At 35.9% G+C, this 14,647-nt stretch carries 18 protein-coding genes and 1 riboswitch; of the genes, 15 read left to right on the forward strand and 3 right to left on the reverse strand.

Features of this window, described 5'->3' with window-relative positions; genetic code table 11:
- Window positions 1-188 precede the first annotated feature (188 nt).
- From BMX40_RS07380 to BMX40_RS07390, 3 genes are all read left to right on the forward strand, one after another.
- The gene (locus BMX40_RS07380; RefSeq protein ID WP_244513415.1) at window positions 189-1,244 is read left to right on the forward strand and encodes a hypothetical protein; all 1,056 of its coding nucleotides are present in this window, start codon (window positions 189-191) and stop codon (window positions 1,242-1,244) included.
- A gap of 119 nt (window positions 1,245-1,363) precedes the next feature.
- Window positions 1,364-1,804, forward strand: coding sequence for an IDEAL domain-containing protein (locus BMX40_RS07385; protein ID WP_090868383.1), 441 nt, complete (start codon window positions 1,364-1,366; stop codon window positions 1,802-1,804).
- A 146-nt stretch (window positions 1,805-1,950) separates the two neighbouring features.
- On the forward strand, window positions 1,951-2,394 hold the full coding sequence (locus tag BMX40_RS07390; RefSeq protein ID WP_090868384.1) for an IDEAL domain-containing protein: 444 nt from the start codon (window positions 1,951-1,953) through the stop codon (window positions 2,392-2,394).
- Window positions 2,395-2,450: 56 nt separating this feature from the next.
- Here the strand turns inward: BMX40_RS07390 and BMX40_RS07395 are convergent, their stop codons facing one another.
- Window positions 2,451-4,472: a penicillin-binding transpeptidase domain-containing protein gene (locus tag BMX40_RS07395; protein ID WP_090868386.1), complete on the reverse strand. Its 2,022-nt coding sequence runs from the start codon at window positions 4,470-4,472 to the stop codon at window positions 2,451-2,453.
- A 337-nt stretch (window positions 4,473-4,809) separates the two neighbouring features.
- Here BMX40_RS07395 and BMX40_RS07400 point away from each other — a divergent pair, with 337 nt between their 5' ends.
- From BMX40_RS07400 to lepB, 4 genes are all read left to right on the forward strand, one after another.
- Window positions 4,810-5,241: a hypothetical protein gene (locus BMX40_RS07400; RefSeq protein ID WP_090868388.1), complete on the forward strand. Its 432-nt coding sequence runs from the start codon at window positions 4,810-4,812 to the stop codon at window positions 5,239-5,241.
- 27 nt (window positions 5,242-5,268) lie between these two features.
- Window positions 5,269-6,051 carry a hypothetical protein gene (locus tag BMX40_RS07405; RefSeq protein WP_090868390.1) on the forward strand — a complete coding sequence of 261 codons (783 nt, stop codon included), beginning with the start codon at window positions 5,269-5,271 and terminating at the stop codon, window positions 6,049-6,051.
- A gap of 63 nt (window positions 6,052-6,114) precedes the next feature.
- The gene (locus tag BMX40_RS07410) at window positions 6,115-6,816 is read left to right on the forward strand and encodes a hypothetical protein (RefSeq protein ID WP_090868392.1); all 702 of its coding nucleotides are present in this window, start codon (window positions 6,115-6,117) and stop codon (window positions 6,814-6,816) included.
- Window positions 6,817-6,832: 16 nt separating this feature from the next.
- Window positions 6,833-7,381 carry a signal peptidase I gene (gene lepB, locus BMX40_RS07415; RefSeq protein WP_090868394.1) on the forward strand — a complete coding sequence of 183 codons (549 nt, stop codon included), beginning with the start codon at window positions 6,833-6,835 and terminating at the stop codon, window positions 7,379-7,381.
- A 37-nt stretch (window positions 7,382-7,418) separates the two neighbouring features.
- On the opposite strand, the gene BMX40_RS07420 is transcribed toward lepB, so the two are convergent.
- Together BMX40_RS07420 and BMX40_RS07425 are read right to left on the reverse strand one after the other, a co-directional pair.
- Window positions 7,419-8,360 (reverse strand): LCP family glycopolymer transferase, encoded by a 942-nt coding sequence (locus BMX40_RS07420; protein ID WP_090868396.1) that lies wholly within the window; start codon window positions 8,358-8,360, stop codon window positions 7,419-7,421.
- Between the two features lie 112 nt (window positions 8,361-8,472).
- A complete protein-coding gene (locus BMX40_RS07425; protein ID WP_425287845.1) occupies window positions 8,473-9,090 on the reverse strand; it encodes a class D sortase in 618 nt (205 codons plus the stop codon).
- 508 nt (window positions 9,091-9,598) lie between these two features.
- On the opposite strand from BMX40_RS07425, the gene BMX40_RS07430 reads away from it, so the two are divergent.
- From BMX40_RS07430 to BMX40_RS07460, 8 genes are all read left to right on the forward strand, one after another.
- Entirely contained in the window at window positions 9,599-10,234 is a 636-nt protein-coding gene (locus BMX40_RS07430; protein WP_090868400.1) for a TasA family protein, read from the forward strand.
- A gap of 150 nt (window positions 10,235-10,384) precedes the next feature.
- Window positions 10,385-11,215 carry an amyloid fiber anchoring/assembly protein TapA gene (tapA, locus tag BMX40_RS07435; protein WP_090868402.1) on the forward strand — a complete coding sequence of 277 codons (831 nt, stop codon included), beginning with the start codon at window positions 10,385-10,387 and terminating at the stop codon, window positions 11,213-11,215.
- Window positions 11,199-11,786, forward strand: coding sequence for a signal peptidase I SipW (sipW, locus tag BMX40_RS07440; protein ID WP_090868404.1), 588 nt, complete (start codon window positions 11,199-11,201; stop codon window positions 11,784-11,786). The genes tapA and sipW overlap by 17 nt, the downstream gene beginning before the upstream one ends.
- Window positions 11,787-11,823: 37 nt before the next feature.
- Complete coding sequence (locus BMX40_RS07445; protein ID WP_244513417.1) at window positions 11,824-12,504, forward strand: TasA family protein; 681 nt, start codon at window positions 11,824-11,826, stop codon at window positions 12,502-12,504.
- Between the two features lie 88 nt (window positions 12,505-12,592).
- A riboswitch (cyclic di-GMP riboswitch) is annotated at window positions 12,593-12,676 on the forward strand.
- Between the two features lie 22 nt (window positions 12,677-12,698).
- Entirely contained in the window at window positions 12,699-12,827 is a 129-nt protein-coding gene (locus BMX40_RS07450; protein ID WP_090868406.1) for an anti-repressor SinI family protein, read from the forward strand.
- Between the two features lie 81 nt (window positions 12,828-12,908).
- Window positions 12,909-13,235, forward strand: a complete 327-nt coding sequence (locus BMX40_RS07455) for a helix-turn-helix domain-containing protein (protein ID WP_090868408.1) — start codon at window positions 12,909-12,911, stop codon at window positions 13,233-13,235.
- A gap of 187 nt (window positions 13,236-13,422) precedes the next feature.
- Window positions 13,423-13,569, forward strand: coding sequence for a hypothetical protein (locus BMX40_RS20165; protein ID WP_170840702.1), 147 nt, complete (start codon window positions 13,423-13,425; stop codon window positions 13,567-13,569).
- A 132-nt stretch (window positions 13,570-13,701) separates the two neighbouring features.
- Window positions 13,702-14,619 (forward strand): DUF7916 family protein, encoded by a 918-nt coding sequence (locus BMX40_RS07460; RefSeq protein WP_090868410.1) that lies wholly within the window; start codon window positions 13,702-13,704, stop codon window positions 14,617-14,619.
- Window positions 14,620-14,647 lie beyond the last annotated feature (28 nt).

Below are 14,647 nucleotides of genomic sequence, written 5' to 3' on the forward strand. Positions count from 1 at the left end.
GACTTATCAACCATTATCCCAAGTTATCGACGTTCACGGAGTTAAATCAATCAAACTTTTCTAAGACTTTAACCGGAGCGCCGGGGATTATGAACCACAATATCGTAATCAAAATTTTTAACGAATAAATCACCATGTATCCGCACTATACATAAATTAAATAAAACTATTTAAAAGGAAGTGTCTCCTTGAAAAATAAATTAATCTCCTATTATGTTGCTGGAAATACGGCGGAAGGGTTTGTGAACTTTTTACCATCGAATGTAAGCAATTTTAATCATGTTATCCTTTTAAATCATCCATCCCAAACGTTAAAAACGCATGTTCTAAAAAGTGTAATTTCCAAATACGAAGACAAAAGTCAGCTGGAGATTCTTTTAAGTCCATTAGGAAGTGAATTTCTTGATGGTGTAATTATTCGTGATAAATCAATAGCAATTGTTGTGGATACACTTTCAACCAATGATTTGGCTGGTGCCATTGAAATGGATTTAAATTTATTTTCAGCGGAAGAGATACCCGAGAATGAAAAGTATGTACAAACGAAAGCTAAATTTGAAAATGAAACGGAAAAAGCGTATCAAAACTTTGAGACCGGATTAAGGATTCATGACGACCTCGAGGAAATTTATATAAATGAAATGAACGTAAGTCGAGCGAATGAGCTTGCAGAAGAATTTATTGAAGAGTTATTACAAGGGATCCCAAAAATAGACAGGGAAGCAAAAGTATATACGAGATTGTTTGGTACAAACACAAAGAATGGGGTAGTCAATGTCGTACCAGACCTTCTAAAGAATCAATCAAGAAATGTGTTTATTAAAGGTCGTGCGGGAACAGGAAAGTCCACATTCATGAAAAAAATTAAAGATGCATGTGCGAAGCATGGGTTCGATGTAGAATTGTACCATTGTAGTTTTGACCCAAATAGTGTGGATATGGTCCTTGTTAGGGATTTGAACTTCTGTATCTTTGATAGTACAGATCCACACGAATTTTTCCCTGAACGTGATGGAGATGAGACGTTAGACCTTTATGAAGAGCTTGTTACTCCAGGTACTGATGAAACCTACGCAAGCGAAATTGATCACCTCAATAATTCGTATAAATCGTATATGAAAAAAGGAATTGTTCATTTAAAAGAAGCGGGATCTTATTTGGAGCAATTAGAGCAGCATTATGTATTTCACGAACAGGAAGTGGAACGAATGGCAGGTTTTATTTTAGATAAAATTGTTCAGTAAGGGTGTGGCCTTGTATAGTCGCAGGGCCATCCTTGCAATTAACCTTGTGTTTTCGCAAAAAATAAGTTAAAATTAATTAACTGAAAATTGAGAGTATAAAAACAATGGGGGTGTAATCGTTGATATCTGTTAAAATGCTAAAGCCGTATTATATTAAATCAACGGACGACTATGTTCGAATAATTTTAGCTTACCAATACTTCGCAGTAGTAATTAACAAAAAGGTTTATCAGTTTATCCCTGTAGAAGCAAAGGAAATTAGGGTGAACCGAAGAACAAGAAAGGTAGAAAATGTCGGTGCTCGTTTTGCTTTTCAAAAAGGGAAAGATATTGTTTATATGACAATGAGCGAACTGCTTTCCTTACCAGACTTTTTATTTCAATTACACACCATTGCTAAACCATATTATGATCCATTGGAAGAAGACTCGAAAGTGAATGAAAATGAAAACGCTATAATTCTAGATGAGTTAGAGCAAATGAATATTAAAAGGTTGATTGATAAAGCATTGGATGATCGTGATGAAGAAGCTTTTCATTCATTGGTAAAATTATTATAAAAGTAAGAAGTATGTCCTGATGAAGGAAGACATACTTCTTTTTTACTATTTTTCAAAAAAGTAGTTTAATTTTTGGTGAATAGGGTATCTAAATAGATAACAATACTCGAATAGTTTGTTAAGACAGGAATCGGGAGGAAAGTTACATGGTCATTGTGAATCTGTTAGAGCCCTATTCAATAAATAAAGATGCGGAATATTTATATGTACAATTAGAAAAGCACTGCTTTTCCATTTCAATTGAAGATGAAGCATATGATTTTGTACCTGTTAAAGCAAATCAAATTAAAATAGATCGAGAAACAAAAAAAATCCAAGATGTTGATGCAGCATTTGCCTTTCAAAATGAACACAATACGGTTTATATTACGATGGAAGAACTCATTAATATACCAGATTTTTTAATAAAGCTGTACTTTATTACGAAGCCATACTTTGATGATAATGTTGAATTTGAAGAAACAAATGTGAATGATGACGTTGAAATCATCATTGATGAATTGGAACAGCAAAATGTGAAGCGTCTAATCGATAAAGCGCTAGACGAACGAGACGAAGAACAATTTCATAAACTATTAAAATTACTGTAGAAAAATAAGGTGCCAGGCACTTGTCGAAGATTCGACAAGTGCCTGGCACCTTTAAATTATTGAAATTGTTCTAAGATGTCTGTGACTTTTTCTACTGCGATAGAGCTTCCGCCTAATTCTTGTACTTGTTCAACCATCATGGCGATAAGGATATCCTGATCTTCTGTTGGGTATCCAACAAACCAACCATTGGTTGCACCTTCTTCTTCATCAAGGGTTAGTTTTAACTCAACTGTACCTGTTTTCCCGGAGATTGGAAAACTTGCTTCTTTTGCTGCTCGGGCTGTTCCATTGGTAACCACGCTACGCAAGGCGTCTAGCATGATGGTTGCTTGTTCATCGGAGACAAGGCTTTCTACCCATACGGCACCTTTTTCCTCACTTTCTAATAACGTAGGCTTGATCATATTCCCGTTATTTAAGAAAGTAGTATAGGCAGCTGCCAAATGTAAGGAACTCATTTCTATTTCTCCTTGACCGTAAGCTGCATTAGCTAGTAGCACTTCATCATTTAAGTCTCCACTTCTAGAAACGGTTGAAGCTTCAATTGGGTACTCAAATGGGATATTTTCACCAAAGCCAAATTGTTTAAGCCCATTGACTAAGGAATCGCCTCCCATGTTTACTGCTTGCATAGCGAAATAAATATTATCGGATCGTTCAAGTGCATCTTTTAAGTCAACGGGGCCATCTGATTCTGATACACGTCGTACCTCATATTCACCCCAATTTTCGCCATTACTCCAGCTCATACCATTAATTTCGATGCCTTCATCCGGATCAATTGTTCCGTTTTGTAATCCGATTGCTGCAGTCAAAGGCTTAATGACTGAGCCTGGAGCAAACGTGGCAGTAAATCGATTAAGTAATGGGTTTTTTGGATCATTTTGTAATTCGTCCCATTCACTTTGTGAGATTCCATATATCATAGCATTCGGGTCATAAGCTGGACTACTTACAAGAGCAAGCGTTTCTCCTGTTTTAGGATCGATGGCAGATGTAGTTCCAGCCTCACCCTCATAGGAATTAAAAATAGCTTCTTGGATATTGGCATCGATGGTCGTAATAATGTTTTCTCCGTTTTTAACTTCCTTCTCAGCAATAGTGATATCCTCTTCGCCTTCTTTGGAGACATAGATTTTGACACCTTTCTCTCCCTTCAGCTGCTCCTCATAGGCTCGTTCAAGACCTGTGTTACCAATCATATCGTTTGGTCCATATACGTTTGGGTCTTTTTCTTCTAATTGCTCAGCGGTTATTTGACGTATATAACCAACAAGATGTGCAGCAGCTTCACCTAATGGATAAATACGACCGGTTGCATTATTACCAATAACACCATCTATTTCAAATAATTGATCTGTTATCTCGGTACTGGTTTTTGGGATTTTTCGAAGTGGAACAAATGTGTCGTCTCCAACCCAGCTAGCATCTAGCTGGTTATGGATTGCATCAACAGACATATTTAGTAAAGAAGCTATTTTTTCTATATCTGCTTCCACATTTTCTCCTAGTTCACCTGGTACGAGTCCAATCTCCCATACATTATCATTGAGTGCTAAAGGCATGTGATTTCGGTCTAAGATATTACCACGTGTAGGATCTGTTGTTGTTAATCCGATTTCTCCACCTTCTTTGATCTCTGGGAGAATAAATCCTGGATCCCAATTTATAAACCATGTTTTTTCTTCTTCCTCGCCTTGTTGACTCATGGTCGCTTCATAATCAAAGGTGATTTTCCCTGCGATACTTTCCATTTCTACAGTAAATGGGAGTGTTGCACTTCCTTCTTCCATGGCAGTATCAAGATCTTTATCTGTTAGTGCAGTATAGGAAATAGAAAGATCCGTAATCTCTAGATCTTCGTAAATTTTTATATATCGATCAACCATATCTTCTGTTGAATATTCCTGCTGTGATTCTGATGTTAGCATGTCATACATTTTTGCAAACTCTTGATTTTGCCAATGATCCACATATGTTTCAAAACGGTCGTGAGGTGTCACTTCATCATCGTCAGAGCAACCAACCATCACCATTAACAGGACTGCAGATAATAGTAAGGTGACTCTTTTCATTTAGATTCCCCCTTATAGGTAAGTTCACATATCCTATTATACCACTTTTTTTCGCGAATGATTTTTAAAAATTCCAATGAGTCCAAACTACTAAAGTCTATAAAGATGTAATATTTTTAGTTCTTGTAAATAAGATAGAGTAATAACTAGATAAATAGAAAATTTTGTTCTATATAATGAATTATCGTTCGTTATAGGGGTTTTCAAAATTGTGAAATTGTATTATACTTATCAAAAGTGTTCTTTATAAAGATTTAAATTACGTTATAAAGAATATTTATTGTAAACATCTAGGAATTTCTATATATCTTACCAAATGAAGGGATAGGTGGTGATTATGCAGAAATCAGTTCGAACAGTTTGTATTCTAGTTATTTTAGTAGGAATCATGTCTTATTCGGTACAAGCTTCAGGGAAAGGACCTCTTTCTACTTGGTACAATTCTATTTTTATTCATCATTCTGATCATGTTTACACCATGATCTTAGAAGAATTATCGCAGTGGGAAAAAAGCTGGAACATGGAAGTAAGAGATAAGCACAAGAAATCGGAAATGGATTTGAGGAACTTGCAAGTACAAACAACAGAGGAAAAAGAACAAAGGATAGCGAACTATCAAAAGAATTACCAAGTGAATTTGTTAGAATCAACCCAGAAAATGCTCTTAGATATGGAGTTTAAGAATTTTGAACGTGTCAAAAAGGAACAAATTCATCAAGAAATATCAGAAGAAACGGAATCAATATTAGAAGAAATACTTAATGACTAATTATGATAATAAGGGAGAGGGAATGAAATGATCAAATTAAAAACAGTAAAAGGAAAAATTATTGCAGGTGCAGTTACAGTAGGTGTTGTCTCAAGTGTTGGATTTGCGTTTGCTAATACGGATGCAGGTGAACAATTACAACAGTGGTACGATGCAGCTTTTGGAAACACAGTTGATTCTATTGAGGATGAAGTAACGGAATACGGAGAAGGGCTAATGCCAGAGCTCGAGGATGAGTATAACGGAATGAAAGAGGATGCAACTGCAGATATAAATGCAACAAGGGATAGTGAAATAACTAGTGCTGAAGATGCGATTGATGCTGCTAAAGCAAGTCATTTGGAATCACTAGGCAGTACGAAAGAAGAAATCCTAAGTGGTATGGGGCAGCAATTTTATCAAGATGTATTTCTGCCAGGTTACTTTGAAATTACTGCTTTAGCAAATGAAGCGGAAGAATTCGCAACCAATGATCTAACAGATTACACTGGTGCGAAAGGTGAAGAAGCTGTGGAGAATGTTACAGATGCGTTAAATACAGCTAGGGATGGTGCTGTGCAAGAATTGGAAGATGCGATTGAGGCTGCCAAAGGAGCCATCGAGTCAGAGTTAGCTAATCAGGAAGAAATTACAGCTCGTAATCTCAAAAATCAGGTAGACTTTGCGGTGCGTGATGTTCGTGAAGCAGTTAATAATTTATTAGACGAGCTTGTTGAAGAACAACAATCAATCATTGCGGATGCAGCTGCAGAACTAGAAAATGAAGCAATTGATGCCTTAGATGAAGTTGTAGCAGGTTTGGGTGAATAATTATAGCAGGTTAAGGTCCTATGGTGTTAGGACCTTAACCAACTCTACTTAAGGAGGTAAAAAATGAATTTTAGAAAATTATTGCCTAAATCTAGGTTGTCAAAGGCGGTCTTCATTTCTATTTTAGTATGTATTATTATTGGGGGAAGTTTTAATGTAGTCGTTGCAAAACAGGATATTCAGTCATTGTTAAATAACTGGTTTAATCAACAAAAAACAGAATCTATTACGGAGATTGAACAGGCAATTACTGATGAACAAGGTAAGCAGACGGAACGCTTGCGGAAAGAAATTCAATTTGAAATAGAGAGGGTTCGAAATGAAATAAATGAATTTACAATGAAGGAAAAAGAAAAGCGGGTTTTAGCATTGCAATCGTATGCTGATAAATTAATTGCTAATTTTGAACCAAGTGAACCGGGAGATAAAAAAGCGATTGAAAGTCAGCTAGATCAGATAATGCTAGAAGCTCAACGTAAAATGGATCATGTTTCAGAGAAAAATCAATCTAACAATCATGTAGGTGAAGACCCGAAAGATTCAGATAATCCAGAAGAAGACCAATACAATTCTGAGGAAGTAGCAGATAAACCAGAAGGTGGTCAAAACGATTCCGAAGAAGAATCTGGTAATTCTAATAACGACCAAAGCAATTCCGAAGAACAATCACAGAGTAAATCAGAAGAACAACAATCCGATCAACAAGAAAATGACCAAAACGATTCCGAGCAACAATCGAATGAAGGTATTTCAAATGATTCGTAAAGGACTGTGTTGATACATGATGGTATATAATGATGGAACAAAGGATGATCAAAGTGGCTATAAGAAAAAATCAGAAATGTTTAGCTGGCTATATTTTATTCTTTTACTAGCAGGGATCTTTTTTGTATTTCGATTTGTGATTGGCTTTACGATTGTCAATGGAGAATCCATGTCGCCTACATTTGAGAATAATGATTTCCTCATTAGCAGTAATATGTTTTACACTCCAGATCGTAATGACATTATTCTCTTTGAAAGTGAAGATGGATATGATGTCTTAAAACGTGTGATCGCATTGCCTAATGAAACCGTTGAAATTAAAGATGGTGTTGTCTATGTTAATGAGCATCAAATAGAAGAGAAATATACTTCTGGTATACCAGATGATTTAGAGAAAACAACAGTAGGTGAGGGAGAATATTTTGTACTTGGAGATAATCGTACTCCTGGTGAAAGCCTAGATAGCAGAAGTACAGAACTAGGGAATATTGATCGAGAAAAAATAAAGGGGGAGGTAGTTTTTTCGGTTTTTCCATTTGAATCGGTAACCACAAGTGGAAAATAAAATCCCCTTTTAGTCGTAACTTAAAAGGGGGATCTTTTTATTGTTCCATGTGCTCTTGTATTTCCGTTTGAACACGATCAAACTCAGAGTCTGGAACGATATAATACCAAACGCCACCAATGGTTTGTCCACTCCCATTTAATTCAAGATTTGTGACATTCTTACGTGTTCCAAGGTAATTGGAAAATAGGTTTTGCATGTTTCCCATATCGAGATCCGTTTTTACATTACCACCGACGATATCAAGGATTTCTCCTACTTTAGTAATGCTTGAAAAGCTAGCCGCCTCATCAATTGCTGCAGTGATAACATCTCGTTGCCGTTCGTTACGCCCTAAGTCCCCACGAGGATCATTTTTTCGCATTCGGATATAGTTTAAAGCTTCTTCCCCATTTAATTGAATTTCTCCTTTAGAGAAGTGTGAACCATCCTGGGAAAACTCTTGCTCATTTGTTACCGTGACCCCTCCCACGGCATCGACTCCCTGCTGGAAGCCTTCCATATTGACTCTGGAATAGAAGTGAATTGGTAAGTCAAACGCTTCTTCTACCGTCTGTACGGATAATTCCACATCCCCATATGCATATGCATGATTTATTTTGTCCATTCCACGTCCAGGAATATTTACGTAGGTATCTCTAGGGATACTTAACATAACCATGGAATCTGTGTTCGGATTTAATGACATGAGTATCATCGTATCTGAACGCCCCTTATCACCAGCACGTTCATCAACACCTAGTAATAAAATGTTCATTGATTTCTTATCGCTAAAGATTTCCGTGATTTCTTTTTGACGATTTGGGTCATTATCCCGTTCTAAAGGATCATGCATGGATGATACGGTATCTCCCAACTTATCGTACATATAAAAGAAAAATCCCCCACCAATAATAAGTAATACTAGGATAATTCCTCCAACCCAAAAGGGCCATTTTCGCTTCTTTTTTGCTTGTCTTTTTTCAACTCTTGAATCCACAACAATTCTCCTCCATTAAGAAAAGCACTATAACATTCAATTGTACAAGTTAGAAAATCATGGATAAATTATATAGGATAATATAGTATTAGTCTATTCTATTTCTTGAGGTTTACTCTGTTTGATTTTTTTGAGGAAGAGCGGTAATAATATATCGATCAGGTGCATTCCCCACATAAGAGAACGGATAACACGTTGTTACGGTTAACACTTCATCTGGTGCAGTTGAGGCAATTACCGTTCGATCATTCGCGTCCACAATTTTGGTATCCATGATTTCGTAGGAGAAATCTCCATATGGAAGTTTAACCGTTAATATATCCCCTATTTCCAACTCCCCCATCCTTCTAAAAACCGTGTCGCGATGTCCAGATAGCACAATTTGATCGTTTTGTAATGGAAAAGCAGTACCAGCAAAATGGCCTACCCCTTTTTCAAGCTCATCCTCATCGGTTCCTTCTACAATTGGGAGATCTGATTCCAGCTTTGGTATATGTAGCAAACCAATTGTTTCACCTGTAGATGGGTTGAAATCTGTTGGAAAGGTTGGACCTTCTGATGCAGTTAAATTTTCCTTTGTAAGCTTACCTACATTCTTATCTTCAACAAGTGACTTCGCCTCGGCTAAGGCTTTATTTTGTTCATTTGTTGATTTTACGAACTGATATCCACCATATATTAAGAAAAAAACACCAAAAATGATAAGTAATATTGAGAATTTCTTCATTATACGTTCTCCTTTATCCATTAATTAACTTTAGTATAAGGAATAAATGGATAACTTAAAAGTTAAATAATTCATTTTAATACTAATTTTTAATAATTCTATATTACTAGGTATATCATGAATTATAGGAATATATTCACTTTGTTTGTTCTTTAATAATAACAAAATGTTCTTAAAAAAATAGAAAATATAAGAAACTAGGAGTAAATCAAAGAAAATCATCGCATTTTTGTTCTTTATTGAGTATTTTACTTGATTTTAACGTTTTGTATTGAGAACATTTTGTTTTATACTCTAATCATAGTTCGTTACTAAGAACAACTTAGGTAATAAGTCATCCTTATTTAAATACATAAGGGGGAATTAAATGAAAAATCGGCATTTTACAAGAATCACTTAATCGTTCCATATTATTTAGGTCACATCGTTCATTAAAAAGAACGAATGAAGTTATTTTTGACTCTACATAGGGTTCAAAATAAAAAATCAAAAAATTTAAGGAGGAAACAAAATGGGTATTAAGAAAAAATTAGGAATGGGAATCGCAACAGCTGCACTAGGAATTTCATTAGTAGGGGGAGGAACATTTGCGTATTTTAGTGATGCAGAAGAAACAAATAATACGTTTGCTGCAGGTACATTAGATTTATCCGTGGATCCAACAACAATTGTTGATGTTGATAATTTAAAACCAGGGGATGTTATTTTCCGTGAATTTGAACTAATAAACCAGGGTAGCTTAGGAATTTCAAGTGTTGATTTACTTACGGATTATTCAGTAGACGATGCACAAGGTGACAATACGGATGATATGGGTAAACATATCAAAGTATTATTCCTAGAAAATGGAGATAAGACAGATTGGAATCCAATTGAAGGTTGGGATTATAACGATATTGTTAGTGAGACAACATTATATGACCTTCAAAATCAAACACCTGATGCAGTTGAAGACCTAGAAAGCTTCTGGACTTGGCTATTTGGTGGTAATGGTGAAGATAGTGGTTTAGCTGCTGGAGATAACGATCAAATGTACGTTGCATTTGAATTTGTTGATAACGGTCAAGACCAAAATGAATTCCAAGGAGACGCATTGAACTTAACTTGGACATTTGATGCTCAGCAAGAAGAAGGCGAACAAAGATAATTAAATTTATAGAAAGGTGGGTCTCCCACCTTTCTTCCCTACATAACATATATAAGAAGTAGGTTATTTTGTTTTATTAAGGACTACTAAATTGGTTTGTATCTTTAATAAAGCAAAATAAAGAGTAATAAGGAGGGAGGGGCCTTGAGAATGAGTCGGCTTCAGAAATTTAAAAAGAAAAAAAAGCTTGTTTTCATAATTAAACTAATTGTTTTTACTTACATAGTTGTTTTTGGGTTTAGTTACATTTCGTCTGGTACGGGGGCCTATTTTAACACGATCAATAATGATAAATTTTCAATTCAAGCAGGTACTTGGTGGGATGGAAGTGATTTAGAATTTACAGGTGTGCCAAATCAAAATGTTAAAGCTTGTCCTGAGATAGAAATTTCTGTTCAACTAATTAATAATGGCTTTAGCATGATTGGACCTAGTGATTATAAACTTTATTATGTTGAAAATGGAAACCCGAAACAAAATGGCGAGGAAATTAAAAATGGTACATTAAATCCAATAGAAGCGGGAGAATATTTCAACCTAACACATGTTATAGATGCTGAAGGGGTATATAGTTTCCAAGTAAGCCAGCGACCTGGTTATGAAGGAGATTCCGAAAGTGAAATATGGAGTGAGAAAGTAATGGTTAAATGTAAAGAAAATGATAAAGAGGAAGAAGAATCCGATAAACAGGATGATTCAGTTGAAGAAACAAACGAAAATGAAGAAGATGAAAATGAGTCAGACGAAGATAATGCTGATGAACAAGAAAATCAAAATAATGAGGAAATAGGAAAAAATGATAAAGATGTCGATAAGGGTGATAAAAATAGCAAAAAAAATGAAGGTGTAAAAGAGGAAGAAACAGAAGAGGATGATCCAGTAGAAAAGGAATCTGAAGAAGATGGATCTGGTGAGGAATCCAATAACACGAATATAGATGATCCGGAAGAAGGAGGAAAAGATGATGAAAAAGTTGACTAAGTCCAAGGTATTTAAATTTTTCAATCACTTAACTACTGCTTTGTTGTTTCTGTTCTTAATAGGCATGTTATTCATTGTCATTTCATCCAAGGCTTCTGGTGGAGAGCCTGAAGTATTTGGATATCAATTCAAAACTGTACTATCCGGATCGATGGAGCCAGATATTAAAACTGGGTCCATCATAGCGGTAGAACCTGGTGGAGATATGGAACGGTTTAAAGAAAATGATGTGATAACATTTATGCAGGAAGACGAACGGTTAGTAACTCACCGGATAACAGAAGTGATTCATAGTGGAGAAGAAGTGTTATACCGAACAAAAGGAGACAATAATGATGCAGAAGATATTAATCCAGTTCTATCAGAAAATGTCGTGGCAGAATATACTGGATTTACAATTCCATATGTAGGGTACTTAGTAAATTTTGCTCAATCACAAAATGGTGCATTTATGTTGTTAATTCCAGGGTTTATTTTGATTGGTTATGCAGGATTTGCTATATGGCAGGCAATTCGGGAATTGGATCTTGCCAATAAGAAGGAAGCTTCGGAGGAAGAGGAAGTCGTTTAGTTACGTAGAAAATTTGCTTGTAAAAGGGGGCGATGAATTGAAACGGGTATTAATATTATGTGCTAGTATAATGATAGTGTTCCTTATCATTGGTACTCCAATATCGACCATAGCAGATGAGTCAAATTCGAATCAAGATTCAGAAATAGATATTAGCCTTAACCCAAGCGATGTTTTATTTAATGTTGATAACATAAAACCAGGGGATTGGGCTCCACGAACAATTACAGTAAAAAACGATGGAAAAATGGATTTTAACTATTCAATGACTGTAAGTAATGAAGGAACAGACAAATTGTTCAATGAGTTGGTTTTGGAAATAAATGATTCAACGAATGAACTATACTCTGGTAAACTAGCTGATTTTGACCAGCTAGACGTAAGAGAACTCGCGGCATCTAACGAGGAAGAATTAGACATAACCGTGAAATTTCCTGAGCATTTAGGGAATGAATACCAAGGATTAGAGGTACATTTTCGGTTTATATTTACAGCTGAAGGAACCGAAGAAGCGGATACAGATGAAGAAGACGAAGAGAGTGTAGGAAGTAATGTAGGAACAGATGGAGATTCAGGTGGAATAGGATCCGTTTTACCTGATACAGCATCGGGTATGTTTAATTTTTTACTAATAGGTAGTATTTTACTAGCTAGTGGAATAGTTCTTGGTGGAGTTCATATCTTGAAGAGGAAAAACATAGATGAACGAACTGTATAAATTTACAAAACTAGTTAACTTCTGACAAAAGAAGACATCCAATATGCCTTGCTAATGCAGTATAATAGTCTTAGAACAATACTAATATTCTAGAGAAAGGCAAACTCATTGAAAAATGAGGACGCAAAGTCACAGGTCTAACGCAAGATGCTAGGACGGCTGGATTACCTGGAAAAGTGATGGGGGAAAGGATTTTGGAAAAAGTCGTAGATAAAGCCAAACTGGATTGTGAGTGGGTTGAATTGATTAATGAAGCAAGATCGATTGGGATGACGGTTGAGGAGGTTCGCCTTTTTATCAAGGAAGCACAGCGTAATGTATAAATTTTTGAAAAAATATGTGCTTTAAATAGAACTGCTCACCTATTCTATGGTATAATTTCGCTATGAAAGAGGTGAGAGAACTTGATCGGTGAAAAAATAAAGCAATTACGACTAGAGAAAAAGATGTCTATTTCAGAGTTAGCCGAAAAAGCAAATGTAGCAAAATCTTACTTGAGTTCTATTGAACGGAACCTCCAATCGAACCCATCGATCCAGTTTATCGAGAAGATTAGCTCGGTTCTTGGTGTATCTGTTAATGAAATAATTAATGCAGATAGATCGAAGCAGTTGCAAGATTTAGATGATGAATGGTTGAAAATTGTTCAAGAAGCGATGGAATCAGGGGTATCAAAGGAACAATTTAAAGAATACCTTGAATTTAATAAATGGCGAAAGAAACAAGATTAATTTTTTTACATATAATGCTAAAAGAGCCACCTAACCGTCTAGTTGTTCTGACGGTTTTTATTTTTATACTTTTCTCTGTGATTGAATATGCAGGATAAATGTACTTCCATTTGGAAAATTTTGATATTCATATCCAAAAATTTGTGCTATGATAGTTTAAAATTTATTTATTGAGGGCGATTGTTGGATGAGAGAACGGGAAGATCTTAAACAAATGATGAAGAAGGTTATCGAGGATACGGAGAACGATCAAATAAAAACATCGGATGAAGTAGTCCAAAGGTTAATTGATCACCTTTCTGGGAAGCTTGGTAAAAAAGTTCATTGTGAGTAATGAATAGGAAAGCTTCTTTCTTGAACTAGTGAATTTTTTTCTGAAATAGTATAGTATGAAGGATAGCTAGTGTATATTTTTGCACTAGCTTAAAATCATGCACAAAACGGGCATAACAATGGAGGAATCTTTATGAAACGTCTATTAAATTGTACGGCTTCTGATTTTCTACATATGAATAAGCATGAATTTGTTCAGTCCATTCAAGCATCGGAGGGGAGAACATTAATTTCGGAGGTTGTTTGCACAACGACTCCATTATATCCTGGTTTAACAAATGCGGAATATGCAGCTGCATTTGGAGCTGATATTATTTTATTAAATTTATTTGATGTGAATGAACCATATATTGAAGGAATCGAAACAAAGGAATCTAGGAATGTTATTCAAGAACTCAAAAAATTACTTGGACGTCCGGTTGGAATTAATCTGGAGCCAGTAGATCCGGAAGCAGATAACTTAGAAAAACTAGACCAATTGCCAGAAGGAAGAAGAGCCACTAAAGATTCTATACAAAAGGCAAAGGAACTTGGGGCGGATATTATTTGCCTTACTGGGAATCCAAAAACCGGTGTTTCGAATAAAGCGATACAACAGTCTGTTAAGGTGGCGAGCGAAGTTGCAGGCGATAAAGTTGTGATCATAGCAGGAAAAATGCATGGCGCCGGTGTTCGAACAGATACAGCAGATGGACTTGCTGATACGGATACCATAAAGCAATATGTCCAAGCTGGTGCAGATATTATTTTAGTACCTGGCGTAGGTACGGTTCCAGGGGCATCGGCCGAAAAAACGGAGAAGCTAATTCATGCAGCACACGGAGAAGGGGCACTAGCTCTAACTTCTATTGGGACAAGCCAAGAAGGTGCAGAGAAGGAAACCATTCAACAAATGGCGTTACATAATAAAATGGCTGGTGCTGATGTTCATCATATTGGGGATGCGGGCTTACATGGAATCGCAGTACCAGACAACATTATGCAATACTCCATTACGATTCGCGGGAAAAGACATACCTATACAAGAATGGCAGCATCCATTCGCCGCTAACGATGACGGATCACACCGATAGAAAGGA

It is taken from the genome of Oceanobacillus limi, assembly GCF_900111445.1.
GTDB lineage: Bacteria > Bacillota > Bacilli > Bacillales > Amphibacillaceae > Ornithinibacillus > Ornithinibacillus limi.

What these genes read in the sequence shown, in the direction of transcription:
- BMX40_RS07390 (WP_090868384.1), top strand. Translation starts at nt 1,951, where the DNA reads ATGGTCATTGTGAATCTGTTAGAGCCCTATTCAATAAATAAAGATGCG.
- BMX40_RS07395 (WP_090868386.1), bottom strand. Translation starts at nt 4,472, where the DNA reads ATGAAAAGAGTCACCTTACTATTATCTGCAGTCCTGTTAATGGTGATG.
- BMX40_RS07400 (WP_090868388.1), top strand. Translation starts at nt 4,810, where the DNA reads ATGCAGAAATCAGTTCGAACAGTTTGTATTCTAGTTATTTTAGTAGGA.
- BMX40_RS07405 (WP_090868390.1), top strand. Translation starts at nt 5,269, where the DNA reads ATGATCAAATTAAAAACAGTAAAAGGAAAAATTATTGCAGGTGCAGTT.
- BMX40_RS07410 (WP_090868392.1), top strand. Translation starts at nt 6,115, where the DNA reads ATGAATTTTAGAAAATTATTGCCTAAATCTAGGTTGTCAAAGGCGGTC.
- lepB (WP_090868394.1), top strand. Translation starts at nt 6,833, where the DNA reads ATGATGGTATATAATGATGGAACAAAGGATGATCAAAGTGGCTATAAG.
- BMX40_RS07430 (WP_090868400.1), top strand. Translation starts at nt 9,599, where the DNA reads ATGGGTATTAAGAAAAAATTAGGAATGGGAATCGCAACAGCTGCACTA.
- tapA (WP_090868402.1), top strand. Translation starts at nt 10,385, where the DNA reads ATGAGTCGGCTTCAGAAATTTAAAAAGAAAAAAAAGCTTGTTTTCATA.
- sipW (WP_090868404.1), top strand. Translation starts at nt 11,199, where the DNA reads ATGAAAAAGTTGACTAAGTCCAAGGTATTTAAATTTTTCAATCACTTA.
- BMX40_RS20165 (WP_170840702.1), top strand. Translation starts at nt 13,423, where the DNA reads ATGAGAGAACGGGAAGATCTTAAACAAATGATGAAGAAGGTTATCGAG.
- BMX40_RS07460 (WP_090868410.1), top strand. Translation starts at nt 13,702, where the DNA reads ATGAAACGTCTATTAAATTGTACGGCTTCTGATTTTCTACATATGAAT.